General features: G+C 69.0%; 9 protein-coding genes. 7 read left to right on the top strand and 2 right to left on the bottom strand.

Annotated features, from left to right (window positions below):
* The first annotated feature begins 390 nt into the window (after positions 1-390).
* The 5 genes from C1Y63_RS04550 to proB all read left to right on the top strand — a co-directional run bounded on the left by C1Y63_RS04550 (position 391) and on the right by proB (position 8,296).
* Positions 391-4,098 (top strand): translation initiation factor IF-2 N-terminal domain-containing protein, encoded by a 3,708-nt coding sequence (locus C1Y63_RS04550; protein WP_106015386.1) that lies wholly within the window; start codon positions 391-393, stop codon positions 4,096-4,098.
* A gap of 349 nt (positions 4,099-4,447) precedes the next feature.
* Entirely contained in the window at positions 4,448-4,753 is a 306-nt protein-coding gene (rplU, locus tag C1Y63_RS04545) for a 50S ribosomal protein L21 (RefSeq protein WP_106015289.1), read from the top strand.
* Positions 4,754-4,798: 45 nt separating this feature from the next.
* Complete coding sequence (rpmA, locus tag C1Y63_RS04540) at positions 4,799-5,059, top strand: 50S ribosomal protein L27 (protein ID WP_106015288.1); 261 nt, start codon at positions 4,799-4,801, stop codon at positions 5,057-5,059.
* Positions 5,060-5,301: 242 nt separating this feature from the next.
* A complete protein-coding gene (gene obgE, locus C1Y63_RS04535; protein ID WP_106015287.1) occupies positions 5,302-6,804 on the top strand; it encodes a GTPase ObgE in 1,503 nt (500 codons plus the stop codon).
* Between the two features lie 388 nt (positions 6,805-7,192).
* A complete protein-coding gene (proB, locus tag C1Y63_RS04530; protein ID WP_106015385.1) occupies positions 7,193-8,296 on the top strand; it encodes a glutamate 5-kinase in 1,104 nt (367 codons plus the stop codon).
* A gap of 53 nt (positions 8,297-8,349) precedes the next feature.
* Here the strand turns inward: proB and C1Y63_RS04525 are convergent, their stop codons facing one another.
* Both C1Y63_RS04525 and C1Y63_RS04520 read right to left on the bottom strand, forming a co-directional pair.
* Positions 8,350-11,916 (bottom strand): exodeoxyribonuclease V subunit beta, encoded by a 3,567-nt coding sequence (locus C1Y63_RS04525; protein WP_106015286.1) that lies wholly within the window; start codon positions 11,914-11,916, stop codon positions 8,350-8,352.
* A gap of 84 nt (positions 11,917-12,000) precedes the next feature.
* Complete coding sequence (locus tag C1Y63_RS04520; RefSeq protein ID WP_106015285.1) at positions 12,001-15,240, bottom strand: PD-(D/E)XK nuclease family protein; 3,240 nt, start codon at positions 15,238-15,240, stop codon at positions 12,001-12,003.
* A 620-nt stretch (positions 15,241-15,860) separates the two neighbouring features.
* On the opposite strand from C1Y63_RS04520, the gene C1Y63_RS04515 reads away from it, so the two are divergent.
* Both C1Y63_RS04515 and C1Y63_RS04510 read left to right on the top strand, forming a co-directional pair.
* Positions 15,861-17,189, top strand: coding sequence for a glutamate-5-semialdehyde dehydrogenase (locus tag C1Y63_RS04515; RefSeq protein ID WP_106015284.1), 1,329 nt, complete (start codon positions 15,861-15,863; stop codon positions 17,187-17,189).
* Between the two features lie 785 nt (positions 17,190-17,974).
* Positions 17,975-19,129 (top strand): hypothetical protein, encoded by a 1,155-nt coding sequence (locus C1Y63_RS04510; RefSeq protein WP_146128861.1) that lies wholly within the window; start codon positions 17,975-17,977, stop codon positions 19,127-19,129.
* Positions 19,130-19,267 lie beyond the last annotated feature (138 nt).

Here is a 19,267-nt window from a genome sequence, read left to right as displayed (position 1 = left end):
GCCGCCGAGATCGGCGCCGAGGTCGCCGCGGAGCTGTCGCCGCGCGGCGGCCGCACGCGTGCCGGCGCGCAGAAGAAGACCCCGGCGAAGAAGGCAGCCAAGAAGACGACCGCGAAGACGACGAAGAAGGCGGCCACGAAGGCCGCCCCGAGCACTGCGAAGGCGACGAAGGCTGCCGCGGCCGAGAGCTCCGCACCCGTCGTCGAGGTCGTCGTCCCGGAGAAGAAGGCCACCAAGCGGACCCGGAAGGCCTCGCCGGCGGCGAAGACCGGCTCGATCACTGCCGCAGCGCCGAAGAAGGCCGCCAAGAAGACGGCCACGAAGAAGACCGCGCCCGCAGCCAAGGCCACCGCTCCAGCGGCGCCGAAGAAGGCTGCCCCGAAGAAGACTGTGCGGAAGAAGGCGGCTGCGACCGCTGCCGCCCCCGCCGTGGAGCGCACCCCGCTGCAGCTGGCCGCCGAGACCTACGACCGCACGCAGCTCGGGGCGAAGATCCGCGTGCACGCCCTGGCGAAGCAGCTGGGCGTGCCCTCGAAGGACGTCATCGCCGCCCTCGACGTGGTGGGCCTGGTCAAGGTCGCCCAGTCGACCCTGTCCACTGCGGAAGCCGAGCGCCTGCTCGACTCCCTCCTCGTCGACGCACACGTCGCGGAGGCTGTACCCGCCGCAGGGGAGGACAAGATCCGCCAGCGGGTAGAGAAGAACGTCGCCAACGAGATCCAGCAGATCGAGGCGAAGGTCGACGAGAAACTCGTCCCCGCCGGCCGGCGCAGCGATGTGCTCAGCGAAGCGGAGCTCGAGGACGATGCCCGCGCCGCCGAGGACGAGGAGCTGGCCGCCGGCCAGCTCGCCGAGGCGCACGCCCCAGCCCCGCTGTTCCAGCCGCCGACGTTCGTCGCCCCCGCGGCCGACAGCCCGGCCGCCGACGCCCCGGCCGCCGTGGCGGCTGAGGATGAGGACGCCGTCGAGGACGGCCCCCGCCGCCGTCGGCGTGGCCGCCGTGGCGCCAGCCGCGGCAAGGGCGCCGAGCACACCCCCGAGGACGTGGCGGCCGAGGCATCCGCCCCGGCAGCAGCTACCGAGGAGGCTGCGGCTGCGCCGGCGCTGCCGACGCACGACGAGGTGGAGGTCATCACCGAGCCCAAGGGCTTCAAGGGCTCCACCCGCCTGGAGGCCCAGCGCCGCCGACGCAACGAGCGCCGGAAGGAAGGCCGGGAGAAGCGCGTGCTCAGCGAGGAGGAGTTCCTCGCCCGCCGCGAGTCGGTGCACCGCACCATGGTGGTGCGCGACCGCCGCCGCACCGACCACCCGGGCCTGGTCACCCAGGTCGGCGTGCTGGAGGACGGGCTGCTCGTCGAGCACTTCGTGACCAGCGAAACGCAGGCCACTCTCGTGGGCAACATCTACCTCGGCCGCGTGCAGAACGTGCTGGCGTCGATGGAGGCCGCGTTCATTGATATCGGCAAGGGCCGCAATGGTGTGCTCTACGCTGGTGAGGTGGATTGGCGTTCTACCGGCCTAGGTGGGCGTTCCCGCAAGATTGAGCAGGCGCTCAAGGCGGGCGACTACGTGCTCGTGCAGGTGACGAAGGACCCGGTGGGGCAGAAGGGCGCCCGGCTGACGACCCAGATCAGCCTCGCAGGCCGCTTCCTCGTGTATGTCCCCGGCGGCAAGAACGCCGGCATTTCCCGCAAGCTGCCCGAGCCGGAGCGCAAGCGCCTCAAGGAGATCCTGCGCGGCGTGGTGCCGAAGTCCGGTGGGGCGATCGTCCGCACCGCCGCGGAAGGCGTGGCGGAGAAGGACATTGAAGCCGATGTGCTGCGCCTGCACGGCCTGTGGGAAGACATCAAGACCCGTGTTGCGGAGCTGAAGAAGGAGAAGACCTCCGGCCCGGTGGCCCTCTACGAGGAGCCGGACATGCTCGTCAAGGTCGTCCGCGACCTGTTCAACGAGGACTTCGAGGAACTCGTCGTCGAAGGCCGCCGCGCCTGGAACACGGTGTCGGCCTACGTGAAGTCCGTCGCCCCCGACCTTGTGGAGCGGCTCACCCGCTACGAGCCGAAGGAGCACGACGGCAAGGACGTCTTCGCCTACTACCGGCTGGATGAGCAGCTGCACAAGGCGCTGTCGCGGAAGGTGTGGCTGCCGTCCGGCGGCACCCTCGTCATCGACCGCACGGAAGCCATGACGGTCATCGACGTCAACACCGGCAAGTTCACCGGTTCTGGCGGCAACCTCGAAGAGACGGTGACGAAGAACAACCTGGAGGCGGCGGAGGAAATCGTCCGCCAGATGCGCCTGCGTGACATGGGCGGCATGATCGTCGTCGACTTCATTGACATGGTGCTGCCCGAAAACCAGGACCTGGTGCTGCGGCGCCTCACCGAGGCCCTTGGCCGGGACCGGACCCGCCACCAGGTCAGTGAGGTGACCTCCCTGGGCTTGGTGCAGATGACCCGGAAGAAGCTGGGCACCGGCCTCGTGGAGACCTTCTCCACCGAGTGCGAGGCCTGCGAGGGTCGCGGCATCGTCATCCACGAGGATCCGGTGGAGCACCACGACCCGGAGCGGCACGTGCGCGGCAAGTCCAAGGGCAAGCGCCGCAACGAACGCTCCCACGAGCGCGAGCACGCCCCCGAGCAGCAGCGCACGCAGGCGCCCGCCGCCGAGGACACCACCCCGCAGGAGCGCCGTGGCCGCGGCTCCGCGCGCGACGTGCAGGTGGACTCCGCGATCGAGTCGCTGGCCGCCAGCATCGTCGCCGACGACGACAACCAGCAGCCGGACGCGCCCGCCCGTGGGGAGGAGTCCTCCTCCGCGCGCCGTCGCCGGCGCCGTCGCGGTGCCGCCCAGCTGCACGAGGCGCCCGTGGGTGAGGAATCGGCGGACGCGATCGCCGCGATCGCGGCGGCCGCCGTGGCCGTGGCCGACGAGGAAGACCCCGACGAGCCGAGCGGTGCCGACCACCTCGCCGAGGATGCGGCCGCAGCATCCGCGCAGGAGCAGCCGGCAGAAGGTTCCCGTGGTCGCCGTCGCCGCAGTGGCGCGTCCCGTCGCGGCGCGAAGCAGCGCGCCGGCGCGGCCGTGGCGAACGAGGACGCCGATGTGGATGTGCGGGTGCACGCCACCCCGGCGGAAGACCCGCAGCAGGATGTGGCCGCCGCCGGCCTGGAGTTCTCCACCTACGCGGAAGCTCTTGCCGCGTTCGAGGCCTCCCCGCGCCGCAAGCGCGCCACCCGCGGCAACAGCCGGAGTGACACCCCGCCGCGCCCGGAGGACTACCCGGATGCCACGAGTGAGGACGTCGACGAGTTCGTGACGGCCTCCACCCGCAGCCGCCGCAGCAAGCGCACGGCCACCCCGGAGGCCCCCGCCGCCGTGGAGGCCCCTGCCGAGGATGCGACCGCGCCGGAGGCCGACCAGGCACCCGCCGCACGCACCCGCCGCCGTAAGGCCGGCGCCCAGGCCACGCCGCGCCGTCGCCGCGTCGCTGCTGTCGCCCTGGGTGAGGACCTCAGCGCTGAGGAACTGCCCACCGAGGACACCGCGCAGCCGCCGCAGCGCGCCGGCCGCCGGGGTCGTGCCGCCACTGCGGCCGCACCCGCCGAGGACGCCGCACCGGTGGAGGCTGCCGAGGACGCGCCGAAGCGTCGCACGCGGCGCCGCGCCGCCGGCGAGAAGGCCGCTGCCACGACGACCCGCCGCCGGGCCGTCAAGGTTGTCGAAGTCACCAGCGATCTCAGCACCGCTGTCATCGCCGGCGAGGACGAGCCTGCGCAGGAGGCCACCCGCCCGAAGCGCACCCGCCGCAGCCGCAGCAGCGCCGACGGTGACACCACCGCCGCGCCGGCGAAGAAGGCCACCCGCGCCAAGGCACGGAGCACTAAGTCCGCATCCACGGCAGAGGATGCCGCGCAGCCGGAGGCGGAAGAAAAGGCACCTGCCCGCCGCACCCGGCGGCGCGTGACCAAGGCCGCCGACGCCCCCGCACAGGCGGCGGAGGACACCCCGGCGCCCGCGCGCCGCGGCCGCCGCAAGGCCGCCGCCACGGGTGAGACCCCGGCGCCGCGTCGCCGCCGCGGTAGCAGCACCAGCTAGCGGCAGGATCGCCGAGCAAGGCCACTGTGGAGCGCCCAGCGCCTCCCACAGTGGCCTTCTGCTCTCCCCGGGGGCGCGTTCGCGCGCACCTGTGGTGGGCGACTACTGTGGGTACATACTCGCCCGCGCCCGCCGGTCTGCGACACGCGCCAAAAATGCACAGTTTGGCGTTCCGGTATGGTAGCGGGTACTCTTGGACAGTCGCTGCCACATCGGCTGATACGGGTCACGGCACAGCCGTACCCATTTTTCTTATGCCCGCAAGGCAGCCAGTGAACATTCGTCCAACTCGCGCTGGCGCGAACACGCGCCCCGCGAGCCGACTTTCTAGATAAGGGGTAGCCCTCCTATGTACGCGATCGTCAAGACCGGCGGCAAGCAGTACAAGGTTGCCGAAGGTGACCTCGTCAAGGTCGAGAAGATCGAGGGTGAGCCGGGTTCGTCCGTGGCTCTCACCCCGGTTCTGCTCGTCGATGGCGCAACTGTTACTACCGCCGCAGATGCCCTCGCCAAGGTGAACGTCACCGCCGAGATCGTCGAGCACACCAAGGGCCCGAAGATCCGCATCCTCAAGTACAAGAACAAGACCGGTTACAAGAAGCGTCAGGGCCACCGTCAGCCGCTGACCGTCATCAAGGTCACCGGCATCAAGTAAGCCTCGTCGGCTTTACCAGATTTCTCTTAAAGGAGGGAAAATACCATGGCACACAAGAAGGGTGCATCTAGCTCCAACAACGGCCGCGACTCCGAGTCCAAGCGCCTCGGCGTGAAGCGCTTCGGCGGCCAGCAGGTCAAGGCCGGCGAGATCCTCATCCGTCAGCGTGGCACCTCGTTCCACCCGGGTGAGAACGTTGGCCGCGGCGGCGACGACACTCTGTTCGCCCTGACCGCAGGTCACGTGCAGTTCAGCACCAAGCGCAACCGTCGCATGATCAACATCGTGCCGGCTGAGGCTGCCTAAGCGAGAATTTTTTCTTCGCGGACGCACCGCCGTCGGTGAGGAGAAGAGAACACGGATCATCCCGTGACTCTTCTTGTCACCCACGGCGGTTTCGTCATGTGTGGGGTCGATGCCGAACTGGCATCGTCGTCGGAGGTGGGGTTGGTGTGCTGCCGGGCACTGCGGGTGATGGGTGTGAGGTGTCACCGCTGTGACTGCTGCGGGGGCGGCGTTTGACGCCCTCATCCGGTATTCTCGTGCGAATGAGCCGCTTTGTTGACCGCGTCGTCCTCCACCTCATCGCCGGAGATGGGGGCAATGGTTGTGCCTCCATCCACCGCGAAAAGTTCAAGCCCCTCGGCGGGCCCGACGGCGGCAATGGTGGCCACGGTGGCGACATCATCTTGGAAGTCTCCCCGCAGGTGCACACCCTGCTGGACTTCCACTTCCGCCCCCACATCAAGGCCAAGCGTGGCGGCAACGGTGCCGGCGATCACCGCAACGGCGCCCGCGGCGAGGACCTGGTGTTGCAGGTGCCGGCCGGCACGGTCGTGTTTGACGAGCACGGCAACCAGGTGGCCGACCTGACGACGCCGGGTATGCGCTACATTGCCGCCGAGGGCGGCCATGGTGGCCTCGGCAATGCGGCGCTGGCCTCCCGGGCCCGCAAGGCCCCGGGTTTCGCCCTCAAGGGTGAGCCCGGGGAGCAGCACGACATCATCCTGGAGCTGAAGTCCATGGCCGATGTGGGCCTGGTGGGTTTCCCCTCTGCGGGCAAATCCTCCTTGGTCAGTGTGCTGAGTAAGGCGAAGCCGAAGATTGGTGACTACCCGTTTACGACGCTGCAGCCGAATCTGGGTGTGGTCAACGTCGGCCACGATACTTTCACCATTGCGGATGTGCCGGGGCTGATCCCGGGCGCGAGTGAGGGCAAGGGCTTAGGGCTGGACTTCCTCCGCCACATTGAGCGCACCGCGGTGCTCGCGCACGTGGTGGATATGGCGACGATGGAGCCGGGCCGCGACCCGATCAGCGACATCGATGCCCTGGAGGCGGAGCTCGCCGCCTACGAGTCTGATTTGGCGGGCGATGTGGGCCTGGGGGACCTGGCGACCCGCCCCCGCGTCATCATCCTCAACAAGGCGGATGTGCCGGAGGCGAAGGAGCTCGCCGAGTTCCTCCTCGACGAGTTGAAGGAGCGCTACGGCTGGCCGGTGTTCATCATTTCTACGGTGGCGCACCAGGGCCTCGAGCCACTGAAGTACGCCCTGATGGAGATGGTGCAGGCGCACCGCGCCGCCCAGCCGAAGCAGAAGGTGACCTCCAAGGTGATCCTGCGGCCGAAGGCCGTCGACGGCAAGCGCGACTTCGTCATTGAGGCCGACCCGGAGATCGAGGATGGGTTCATTGTGCGCGGCGAGAAGCCGGAGCGCTGGATCCGCCAGACGGACTTCGAAAACGATGAGGCGGTCGGCTTCCTCGGTGACCGCCTGGCGAAGCTGGGCGTGGAGGAAGCGCTGTTTAAGGCCGGCGCGGTGGAGGGCTGCACCGTCACCATCGGCCCGGTGTCCTTCGAGTGGGAGCCGATGACGGCCGCTGGTGTGGATACGACGCTGACGGGCCGTGGCACGGATATCCGCCTGGAGAAAACCGGCCGTGTGTCCGCCGCGGAGCGCAAGCGTGCCTCCCAGGTGCGTCGCGGGCTCATCGACGAGTTCGATTTCGGCGACGGGCAGGAAGCCTCCCGGGATCGCTGGCAGGGCTAAGCCGCCGCAGCAGCCACATCCCTCATTGTCACCGCCCACCGGTTGCACACCGGTGGGCGGTGTCGCGTCTGATTTTCCGGGGGCGGGTGGTCCCCTGGTGGGGGTGAGCCGCTAAAGTTTGGTGCAGGGTGCGCCCCGCGCCCCCTCGTCGCCGTGCTGCGCGCGTGCCGGTGTGGGTGTAACCGGGGTGACTCTTTTTTGCCGGGTGGTGCCACATCGGTGGCGGCCACCGGTGCCGCCTGTTCACACCCACAAAAGGTTGATTGCCGCTGTGACGCATTCCCCCGCCGATTCTGCCCTTGGTTCTTCTGCCGGCTCGACGCCGCAGGTCGACCCCTCTGACTCCGCTACGGCGCCGCTGACTCCGGGCGTGCTGCCGGGGGCGCAGGTGCGGGCGCAGATCGCCTCGGCGAAGAAGATCGTGGTGAAGATTGGTTCTTCCTCGCTCACCGGCGACGATTTTTGGATTCAGCCGGATCGCATCGACGCATTCGTTGATGCCCTGCAGGCCCGCATGGGGCGGGGCAGTGATGTGCTGGTGGTGTCCTCCGGCGCGGTGGCGGCGGGCATGGCCCCGCTGGGCATGAAAACCCGCCCGCAGGATTTGGCGAACAAGCAGGCCACGGCCGCGGTGGGGCAGGTGTTTTTGGCCAACGAGTGGGGCCGCAGCTTCGGCCGCTATGGCCGCCACATTGGCCAGGTGTTGCTCACTGCGGCGGATGCGGGGGATCGCACCCGCGCCCGCAACGCGCAGCGCACCATTGAGCGCCTGCGGCAGATGGGGGTGGTGCCGATCATCAACGAGAACGACACTGTCGTCACCGGCGAGATCAACTTCGGCGACAATGACCGCTTGGCGGCGATCGTGGCGCACTTGACGAGTGTGGACGCGTTGATTTTGCTCTCTGATGTCGATGGGCTCTACGACAAGAATCCTTCCGATCCTTCCGCCCGTTTCATTGGGGAGGTGCGCGACGGCAACGATTTGGCTGACGTGGTGGCCGGAGATGGTGGTCGCGTGGGCACGGGCGGGATGGCGTCGAAGGTGTCGGCGGCCCGCCTGGCGAGCCGCTCTGGGGTGCCGGTGCTGCTCACCAGCGCGGCGAATATTGCCGCCGCGGTGGGTGATGCCCAGGTGGGCACGGTGTTCCACCCGAAGGAGGACCGCGTGACGGCGTGGAAGTTCTGGGCGCTGTACGCCGCTGACGTCTCGGGCACGATCCGGGTGGATGAGGGCGCGATGCGCGCGGTCACCGCGGGCGGGAACAGTTTGCTGGCGGTGGGGATTACCGATTTCCAGGGTGAGTTCCACGCCGGCGACATCGTGGAGATCCACGGCCCGCAGGGCCAGATGATTGGCCGCGGTGAGGTCAACTATGACTCCCACACCCTGGCGGGCATGCTGGGCCGCAACACGGCGACGCTGCCGGCCGATCAGCAGCGCCCCGTGGTGCACGCGGATTACCTGTCGAACTACGCCACCCGCGCCTAAAGCACCCGCTGCAACGGCGGGTGCCGGCGCACGCGCACCACGCCCCACCCGGTTTAGAGCGTCACCGTCTGCACAGTGACCGAGTCGGTGCGCAGCACGAGCAGCTCGAGGCGCACGACCGGCTGCTGGAGTGCTTCGGTGATGAGCTGGGCGTAGGTGTACAGCTGGTGGAAGTACTCCCGGCGGGTCTCCGCACTGATGCCGGCGTCGGTTTTGTAGTCGGCGATGACCCAGCCGCCGGCCGCCTCATCGCGGTACAGCAGGTCGATGACGCCGTCGACGGCGGTGCCGTCCGGCAGGCGGCCCAGCACGGGCATCTCCCGGTAGTGGGTGGCCGCGAAGGCGGCCTGCACAGTCGGCTCCGCTAGGAGCAGTTCGACGTCCCGGATGACGGCGGCTCGTTGGCCTGCGTTGAGCCGCACCCCGGTGGCGGCAACAGCAGCGACGGCAGCCGCGTGCGTGTCGGCTTGGGTGTGGTCGACGTGCTCCATCGCGAGGTGGAGGGCGGTGCCGTAGTCGGTGCCGTGCTCGGGGCGGTCGGCCCCGGGGATCGGCGGCAGGGAGTTGATACCGGGCAGGTCGACCAGGGTGGTGTGGGGGTCGTGGGCGATGCTCGTCACCCCGCGGCGGCGGGGCGCGGTCGCGGCGTCGTCGATGAGCTGGTTGATGCGGGCGGTGGTCTCCGCGTGGCGGGTGATGATGCCGGGGTCGAAGGGGGCGCGTTCCCCCTCGGCGAGGGGACGGGTGTCCGGGGCGGTGGCGACGACGGCGGCCGCCGGGGTTTCCGGGTGCTCGATGAGGTATTCCCACAGGCGCTTGCCTTTGCAGTTCGAGTACACCTCACCGGTTTTCGTCAGGGGTGGCACTAGCGGGACGAAGAGGAGCTGCTTCGCGCGGGTGGCACCGACGTAGTACAGGCGGGCCCGTTCGGCCTCGAGGGCGGCTTTCTCGTAGGCGTTGTAGTTGTCGTAGTCTGCGGTGGCAAAGCCCTTGATTTTGATCTCGAGTGAGTTGGTGGGGCGGTAGAAGCCGTAGGTGTCTTTTCCGCCCATGGTGGTGAGGGTGGACAGCCCGTCGAGGAAGACGATGGGGAATTCTCGCCCCTTGGCGGCGTGGATGGTCATGAGCGTCACGCACCCGGTGCGCGCCGATTCGGTGGCTTGCACCGGCACGCCGGCATCGGGCGCGTGGACGGTGTCCACCCAGGCGAGGTACTGCCGCAGGCTGGTGTTGCCGGCGTCGGCGAAGGCGCGCGCTTGGGCGAGGACGAAGTCGATGCGGCGCAGCGCGTCGTCACTGTAGGCCTCCATCGCGCAGGCCACCGCCCGCAGATTCAGGGCCGTGGCGACGAAAGCGACCGCACTGCCGACGTCCATGCCGCGGATGTCGTCCCGCAAGCCCGCGAGACGGATGAGCCCACGGGTCACGGCCGGGTGCTCCTCGGCAGCAGGCGTGGCCGCGTCGTCGGCCCGGAGGTGGGCGTACGCCCACGGGCGCGCCCCGGGCTGGGCTTCGGGGTCGCTGTGGGCGTGGGACCAGGCGGCGAGTTCGCCGTCGCTGACTCCCAGCAGCGGGCTGCGGAGGGCGGCGACGGTTCCGAAGGCATCGGTGGGGTGGGCCAGGGCGTAGAGCACCGCGTGGAGCGCTTCGATCTCTGCGCCGGCGTAGGCCAGGGTGGAGCCCTCCGACTGGTAGGGGATACCGGCCGCACCGAGGGCGGTCATGAGATCGCGGGCCTTGGCGTGGGCGTCGACGAGGATGACCATGTCGTCGAGCGCGCGTGGGGTGCCGTCGAGGGCCTCGAGCCCTTCGATGGTGCCGCCGGCGTGGGTGTCGCCCCGCTGCAGGGCGAGGATGGTGCGGACGATGAGGTTGTGGGCGGTCTCCACCGTGGTGCCTTCGGCGTCGGGCACCTGCGGGGCGATGGTGCCGATGGCGGTGCGCTCGGCTCCCTCGTCGGGGTTTTTCCCGTAGAGGACGTACGCACCGCAGCCAGCATTACTCGTGGTCGGTGCGGGCTGCAGCGGCTGGAAGTCAATAGCCTGTTGCAGGGGCACCGGCATGCCGCTGTCAGCGGCCTCCTGCGCAGCCTCGGCCTGGTCGGCGGTGATGCCGTCAATCCAGGCGGCAAACACATCGTTGATCCAGGTCAGTACGCTCGGCGCGGAGCGGAAGTTCGTGTCCAGGGTTTGCTGGGTGGCGCCGAGCTCGGTGCGGGCGGTGATGTAGGTGTCGATGTCGGCGTCGCGGAAGCGGTAGATCGCCTGCTTGGGGTCGCCGACGGTGAACAGGCTGCCCGGGGTTGGACGGCCGGTTGCGGGGTCGTCGGTGATGGCGCGGGCGATGCGCATCTGCACCGGGTCGGTGTCCTGGAACTCGTCGATGAGGATCCGGGTGTAGGTGTCGTGGAGTTCGGCGCGCACCTCAGGGTTGCGGTGAAGCAGGTCATCGACGAGGAACAGAGTGTCGTGGTGTTCCAGCTGGCCGCTGATGATGCGGTCCCGTGCCCGTTGCGGCACGCGGCGCACGAGCTCGTCGCGCAGCAGCATGACGTGGGTGGCGTTCGCGAGCGTGATCCGCCCCTCGAGCCGGGCGTGGATCTGCTTGGCTTCTGCGCGGCTCCCTTCGATGGGGCACTCCCAGGCCTTGGCTGAACCAATCCGGCCGGAGGGTGCGTTTCCCAGGGATTCGATGGTGCGTTCCTCCATCGGAGTGTCGCGCAGCTTGTGCAGCAGGGTGATGAAGTCGCCGACGGCGACGCCGAGTTTGTCGGTGTCAGGAGAGGTACACTCGGCCCGCAGCGCTGTGAGTTCGGCGATGGCGGCGTCGATGTCTGCGTCGCGGAGCCCGGCCTCGCTGGTCTCCTCATCCGAGGTGGATGTGCTTGCGCAAGGGACGTGGGCAAGTTCGCTCCAGCGGGCTTCCATCCAGTCCTCGAGCGCGCGCAGGGTGCGCGGCCGAACCCCACCGCTGAGCAGGGTGCGGAGCGCGACGTCGAGCGGTGTCGAGTGGCGGTAGGTGGTCCCGAAGCGCCCACCAGTAGCCATCGCGGGGCCCGCTTCGTTGTCCTCGTCGTCGAGTTGGAGGGCGTGCTCAACGAGTTCGTCGACGATATAGGGCCGAAACGTTGTGGTGTAGGCGTCGGCGACGGTGAACGTCGGCGGGATGCGCGCCTCCAGCGGGAAGCGGGTGAGGATGCGCTGGCAGAAGCTGTGGAGGGTCTCCAGGGCGGCGCCGGGAAGCTTTTCCACGGCGGCATCGGCACGCATCCGCGCGACTGCCTCGTCGGCGAAGGTGCGCGCCGGGCCGCCGACGCGGCTGGCGAGCTGGCCGGTGCGGGCGATCTCGCTGAGCGCGTCGTGGAGGCGTTCGGACAGCTCGGCAGCGGCCTTCTTCGTGAAGGTGATCGCGGCAATGTTGTCGATGTCGACGCCGTCGTCGATGAGCAGCGTGAGGAGACGTTCGACGAGGTGGTGGGTTTTGCCGGAGCCGGCGCCGGCTTCCACGAACAAGGTGGTGTGCGTGTCGTGGGTGATGGCTGCGCGGGCGGCGGCATCCGACAGAACTGGGCGGGCCGGCTCGTGGGGCGTGGGGGAATCAGGCAGGGCGGGGGAGTTCATGGGTTTTCGTGTGTCCAGGTCGTGGGCGCAAACAAGGGAGATTAAGGAGATGGATGTCGGCCCCTGTGATGAGGAGCCCTCCGGTCAGTCGTGGGTGTCTGCGGAGAAGACATCGGCGGGGCGTTCAGCGCGCAGGGCGGCGATCTGTCGGTCGTAGGAGGTGTAGCCGATGCGGCGTTCTTCGTCGCTGAGGTAGCGGTACCCCCCGGTTTCTTTCTTCGGCGACTGTGTCGGCGGCGCGTAGCCTTCCTCCATGCCGGTGATCAGCGCGTCGAAGACGCGCAGGAAACCGATGCGTTCGGCACCGGTGAGGTCGCAGGCTTCGGGGAGTTTGTCGAGGCTGCGCAGGTAGATGTAGCGGCCTCGCAGCGCCGGGGCGACGACGTCGCCGTCCGCGCCCGTTTCGGCGGACGGGCCTTCGAGGCCGAGCATCCAGACAGCCAGCAGTGCGGGGGCGGGGTTTGCCAGGTCGGGGGTGTGGCGGAAGGCTTCGCCGTAGAAGGGCAGCTGGAGCCTGAGCTCTTGGGCCTTGGGGGTGCGCCCGGACTTGAAATCGATGAGCTGAATCTCCCGGGTCGTGGTGTGGAACTGGACCCGGTCGATGGAGCCTCGGATGCGCACCGCAGCGGATTCTGCTGCGATGCGTATCCGGGGGATGCTCACCTGCTCGTACCCGGAGCTCACGGACTCATCATCGACGCCGACAGAGGCTGCATCAGCTGGGTCGTCGTCTGCGATGTGTTGGATGGCGTCGGCTCCGAAACCGAGCTCGGAGGCGACCGGCACCCACCCGTCGCGGATGCTTGCGAGTTCCAGGTGCAGCCAATTGCGGGTACGGCTGCGCAGGCCATCGACGACGTCGGCGCAGGCGGCCGGGCGCAGGGCCTCCAGCTGGGGTTCGATGCGGGCGATGAGATCCCGGGTGAGCTGCTCCAGGAGCTGTTCTGCACGGTCGACGAAGTCGGTGTCGATCGCCACGCAGGTGTTGACGATGGACCAGTTCGCAAGCCCGTGGACACGGTCGCCGCTGATGAGGGCCTGGAATTCGGCGCGGTCGAGGAACCGGCCGGCAAAGTCGTCGAGCGGCTGGCCGTCGTCGCCGCGGGCGTGGGCGGGCACCACGGTGATGGTGCGGGTGCTCGGCTGGAAGGCGAAGGGCGCGGTGCTGTGGTGATCGAGCCCCCAGAACGTGTTGGTGAATTGCTCCAGCAGCCAGTGGACCCACACGCCGTTGTCGCGCGGGTCGATGCGATCCGGGTCGAAGGGGGAGTCGCCGAGGGTGGCTTGGCACTCGCTGGTGAGGAAGAAGAAGTAGGGGAAGTTGGCGTAGGTCTCCAGGCGGGAGGCGCTGAGTTCCGTCGTCGGCGCGAGGATGCGCTCGAAGCGACGGGTGTAGCCGTTGTATTCGCGCCCTTGGCCGAAGCTCAAGCCGGCGGTGCGTGCCGTGTGCATGGCGAAGCTGCGCCACAGCTGCTCGTAGTCGTGCCCGTCGGCGGCGCTCAGCGCCGCCTCCACGGCCTGGCGGGCCTGGACGTCCTTGGGGCTGTCGCCTGCGGACGCCTCGGCGCCTGCGTGGATGGTGCGGGTGGCGAACAGTGCGGCGCATTCGTCACTGGTGTTGGGCTGCGGGTCGGCAGCGCTCCGCCAGCGCCAGGCGGCACCCCGCTGCGCCCAGCCGGTCTCGGTGGGCTGTGGGGCGGGCAGCCAGCGGCTGGGGCGGCGCGCCCCACCGATGATGGAGCTCCGGGAGCAGGTAGCGAGGGTGCGGCGCGCGCTGGAGACGAGGTGCCGCAGGATGGTGTGCTGGTCCTCCACGCCTGCGGCGGTGGAGGTGTCTTCCTGATGGAAGGTGATCGCGGAGCGTTCTTTCACGGCGTGCGGCAGCGTCGCCGTGGAGGTGCCGACGAGGACGAGGAGGTCGAGGTCGCGTCCGAGGGCGTGCGTGAGGGGCCCGAGGCTGGGGCCCGCCTGGGTGGCTTCGCGGGGCTGGGCGAGGGCGGTGCGCAGGATGTCGAGCGCGCCGTCGAGCCCGAGGCTGCCGAGCTCACCGGGCAGGAGCGCGAGTTCCCGCAGCGCGCTGCGCAGCAGCGGCCAGGAGGCGTCCTCCACGCCGCGCGGCGGGGTGAGGTGGGTGCGGGCCAGCTGGCTCAAGGCCGCTGCGAGCTCCTCGAAGGTCGCCGCCTGGGCGACGGCCTGGATGTCCTTCTCGACGGCGCGCGCCCATGCCAGTGCGGCCTGCTCCGCGGCACTGCCCACGAGGGGGACCTCCGGGATCCGCAGCGGGGAGACCCGCGCGATCTTTTCCAGCGCAGTGGTGGACGGCCGGGGGGAACCGGCAGTGATGGCCCCCGTGGCGCAGGCCTCGGCGAGCAGCCCCATGTCCATCTGCCCCGGGGTGCGCGCCAGCTCTGCGAGAGTGAGGAAGGCGGAGATACGCGGCTCGGAGAGCCGCAGCCCCGGCACGGGGCCCGCGAGCGGGGTTTCGGCGGCTTCGCGCCGCAGGTAGGGCAGCATCGACGGGTCGGCGTAGGCCACGGCGATGCGGTGGGGTGCGGTGCCCTGCAGCAGGGCCTCGCGCACAGCGGCGATGGCGACGGCCGCCTCGTCCATTTCCTCCGCGCAGCTGTGCACCTCGATGCGGGGGTGGCCGGCGGCAGGGCCGTCACTCAACTCCCCGCCGCCGGAGGTGATGGCGGCGTCGTCCAGCAGCGTCACCGTCTCCACCCGCTGCAGGCTGCCGTTGCCCTCGGCGGCGGCGAGGAACTCCCGCTGGCTGATGTGCAGGGGCACGAGGTCGACGCCGATCCGCAGGGCATCATCCTGCGGCGCCTCGGCCGCCTGCGCCCACGCCTCGGCCGGGGTGATCATGTGCGCGTCGTGGGCCCGCTCCTCCACCAGCCGCGCGATACGCAGCACCTCGGTGGGCAGGGGCCGGCCCTCGGTACGATCCGCCAGCCGCTGCGGCAGCCGCAACACCTGGCCGACGACGTCCGTCAGGGACTGCCACGTCGCCGCCGAGTGGCCAATGCGTGCCCGGTGGAAGGCGTTGACCGTCTCCCCGCCTTCAGTCTCAGGTGCTTCCTCGCTCAAGATGCGGGCGACCTGGTGCGCGACGAACAGCGGCGGGCACACCGGCTGGCGTGCCTGCTGCTGGGCGTAGGCGGGAAACGGGATGACCTGGATGTTGACCTGTGCGCCGGAGTTCGCCAACGCGACCACAATGTCGTCGCGGGCGCCGGGCATGCACAGTACGGTGATCGGCCGCAGCGGATCGTCCGCGCGAGCAGTAGCAACAGCGTCGAGGAGGGCGTCGTAGCGGGACATAAGCACCAAGGCTAGTTCAGTGACCGGAAACGATGGCCGCACACACCCGCATGGAGTCGAACAGCACGTCGAAAACGTCACACACCCCGCAGGCGGTATCGATACTGTTGCCACCAGCGGCGACTGCTGCGGTTTCGTCACCTGCCCGGCGCAGGCACTCGAACGGCACCACCTACTCACACCGCAGCCGCCCAGCGGCGAAGGCACACACCCCACCCCAGCGCCCTGGGCTGCCTCCGCGATTGACCCAGGGTCGCCGCGTGCGGGTCCTGAAGCAGCCGCCTCGGGGGTGGGGCGTGGGGGTGTCGCACCGGTGCCCGGACGTCGTGCTCAGTCGCGCGCCGAGAGCTTCGTCGACACCGACGCGTGAGCCGCGTGACCTGCAGTACTTTTCTCCCGCGGCGGGGCTCACGCCCGCGTGGGCGGGGCGGGCGTGGGGGCACGTGCCACACGAACAGGACGCAGTGGGCGTTGTGTGCCGGTGAAGACGTGTTTAACTGTGTGGCACGAACCCACGTTGACCTCCCACCGGCGCACCCGCAGCAGCGTGTCCCACCCTGCGCGGTGGCAGCGTCCGGCGGGGGAGAAAAACTCTGAAGCGAAAGACGACAAGCGACGAGATGACGGACGCACACACTGACGCAGCTACTGCCGCCCGCCTCAACCCCGCGCGCCGGGCCGAGCGTACGGAGGTCCTGGAAAAGGCCGCGGCCGCGAAGGCGGCCTGCCCGCAGGTTGCTGCCGCCACGACGGAGACGAAGAATACGGTACTGCGCGCCGCGGCGGATGCCCTCCAGGCGCGTGCCGCGGAGGTGCTGGCCGCGAACGCGGAGGATATTGCCCGCGGCGTGGCGCAGGGCATGAGCGAGTCGTTGGTGGATCGCCTCCGCCTGGATGAGGACCGCATCAACGGCATCGCGGGTGGCCTGCGGCAGGTCGCGGATCTGCCGGACCCGGTGGGGGAGGTGCTCGGCGGGCGGCGCCTGCCGAACGGGCTGCGGTTGACGCAGTACCGGGTGCCGTTGGGCGTGATGGGCATGGTGTACGAGGCGCGCCCCAATGTCACGGTGGATGCGTTTGGTTTGGCGTTGAAGGCGGGCAACGTGGCGTTGCTGCGGGGCTCGAAGTCGGCGGCGCAGTCGAACGCGGCGCTGGTGGCGATCCTGCAGGATGTTGCCGCAGAGCACGGCCTGCCCCGGGAGTGCGTGCAGTTGCTGCCCTGCGAGTCCCATGACTCGGTGCAGGATCTCATTACTGCCCGTGGGTTGGTGGATGTGGTGATCCCGCGGGGCGGCGCTGGTCTCATTGAGGCGGTGGTGACGGGTGCGACGGTGCCCGCGATTGAGACGGGCACCGGCAACTGCCACTTCTACATCGATGCCTCCTCCGGTCAGGGCGAGGCCCTGGAGCAGGCGATCGCGATGCTGCTCAATGGCAAGACCCGCCGGGTGAGCGTGTGCAATGCGACGGAGACCGCGCTGCTGGATGCTGCGTTGCCGGTCGCCGCGCAGCAGCAGATCATCGACGCGCTCGTTGCCGCCGGCGTCCGCATTCATGGCGACGCGGACAACCTCGACCATGTGAATGTCGACGACCTCATTCCGGCCGACGGGGCCGATTGGGCGGAGGAGTACCTGTCGATGGATATTGCGGTGAAGGTCGTCGATGGTGTCGAGGGCGCCATCGCCCACATCGCCCGGTGGTCGAGCGGCCACACCGACGGTATTGCCGCCCGCGATATCGCCGTCATTGACGCGTTCACCCAGGGCGTGGATTCGGCCGCCGTGAACGTCAATGCCTCGACGGCGTTTACCGATGGGGAGCAGTACGGCATGGGCGCGGAGATCGGGATCTCGACGCAGAAGCTGCACGCCCGCGGTCCCATGGGCCTGCCGGAGTTGACGACGTCGAAGTGGGTTGTCGTCGGCGACGGCCACACTCGCCCCTAAGCACTGCTGCTGCGGCGCTCGTCGCCGCCCTGTGGCGCGAACAACCACGACCTCGGCCCTGCGCACTGACCGCGTGGGGCCGGGGTCGTGGTGCCTTGGGGGCTGTGTGCGGCGGGGTACCCCCGCGATGCATAGATCGAATCTTCCGTCCCAGTGGGGGAATAAAAGGGCTATTGTGCCCGCGCACAGGCTTTAGTCATACCAATAATGCACTAAAGGTGTCACCATATTTCGCAGTCGTTTCTCTGCTGGGGCGCAGGATGGAATCGATGGGGTCATGCTCGCTTGATTCTTAACATTCATGCAGCGTGCAGCCACTTAACTCATAGTCGGCACTGTGGAGTGGTGGCATCCCCCTCGGTTGTGTGTCCGATTTTTGCACGCGGGAAAAATGGGCTCGCGCGGCGCGTCAAAAAATGTCACAAAATCGACCGCGGGCATATTTATGACCCTCGGCGAATGCTTACCTTGTGTCACATGAGTGCGGGGGTAGTGGGGTGGGTGCTGGCAGCCCGCAGGGTGGGCTGTGGTGGCGGGTCGGTGGGTGTGTGCCGGCCGGCGCTTATCCCGTGTTCGATGTGTGCTGTGCGCTCGCGCTTTCGCTGCTCAAGCGGCGTGTGAGCATCTCGTATTAGTTGCCGCTTATGGGTTAGAAGATGTGCAGCCCTGCCTGTGGTGGACGGGGGTGATGTCCTACGTCTGTTCCCACATACAGGGGTAAAAACGGGCAGCTCAGCGGGGTTAACCGCCGGAGAATTATGCAGTCCGGGTGATAGGACTGGGGTATGCGAATTCTCCCCGTCACCCCACCCGTCCCCGGTCAACATCCCAGCGAAGCGTTAAGCGCGCTCGCGGTGCATAGTAACGCGGTCCGCCAGCAGGCCACAGGAAACCCTGACTTGGCGTTTTCCCTCGAGCAGCTGCTCGCGGACATCACGGCCGATCCCGTCGGCCACCAGGTGTTTGTCTGCGTTGCTGACGAGGATCAGATCCTGCAGGACGTGCCCCCGCTGGGCGACAGCCTGCCGGGCAGCCTTCCTCAGGGTGCTGAAGATCCGAGTGTGAACCTGCGGATCCTGGGTTGGGTAGAAATCCGCACCCCCGCCGGTGCTGAGGGCACACCCCGGGGCCTGGGTTATGGCGCGGACGGGGATCGCCTGCCGCCGGCGCTCATGGAGATCACCTTGAGTGCTGATATTTACCCCATGCCGGGCGACCCGGTCTCCACGGAGGTCCGCGACGTCGTCGAGGAGCTCGTCGCCGCCGCCACCCACCACTGGGGTGGGGCGATTGAGTCCTGCACGCTCACCGGCGCGGCCGAAGCGCCGACGCGCAGCGTGATCGGCAAGATGCTCTACGGCCTCGGTTTTAGTTTGCGCAGCATCGACACCATCGCCTGCATGGCGATGCCGCATTACGACCTCCCGGAGGCAGTACCCGCCGGCTTTAGCGTCATGCCGACGGTGTCGGCGACGGCGCAGCGCATTAGTGTGACTGTCTCCGGGCCGGCCGGCGAGGCGCGCTGCATCCTGGAGCGCCCCGAGGGGGCGGCCGCAGGCCCCACCGCGACCGCCAGCATCGAGTCCCGCGACGCCTCCCCGTCGGTGATTGCGTGCGCGCTGCGGGTGGCCATGAACCAGGCTCGCCGCCACTTTGTGGGGGTGCGCCGGATCTACAGCGACGATCAGGCGGTGGCGCTCGCGATGCGGGCGGCCGGCTGGCAGCTCGGCATCGTGCCCGTGGCGGGCCGCGCCCACTGGCACCGCCCGGCGGTGCTGGGCAGCCGTATCCAGATCACGCCCGCTCACGCGACCCAGCCCGCCCCCGCGGAGCGCACCCATGAGCACCCCCTGCAGCAGCTCGCCCGCGCCGCAGAGGCCTCCCCGCATCCGGCGCCGGCGCCCCACGGGCAGGGGGCGGCCGTGCGGGCCGCCCGCTAGCCGGGGGAGCGAATAAGAAAAGACGTCGGCTGGCGTGCCCCTGTACCTCACGTCAGCCGGAGATGGTCCGTCGCGGCGTTCCCCACGATTGTGTGGACGTGGGTATGCACACGGGGAGCGCCGCGACCCCTGCCATGC

The sequence above is a fragment of the Corynebacterium sp. 13CS0277 genome, from assembly GCF_002994655.1.
Lineage (GTDB): Bacteria > Actinomycetota > Actinomycetes > Mycobacteriales > Mycobacteriaceae > Corynebacterium.
This window is presented reverse-complemented; position numbering and strand designations above follow the sequence as displayed.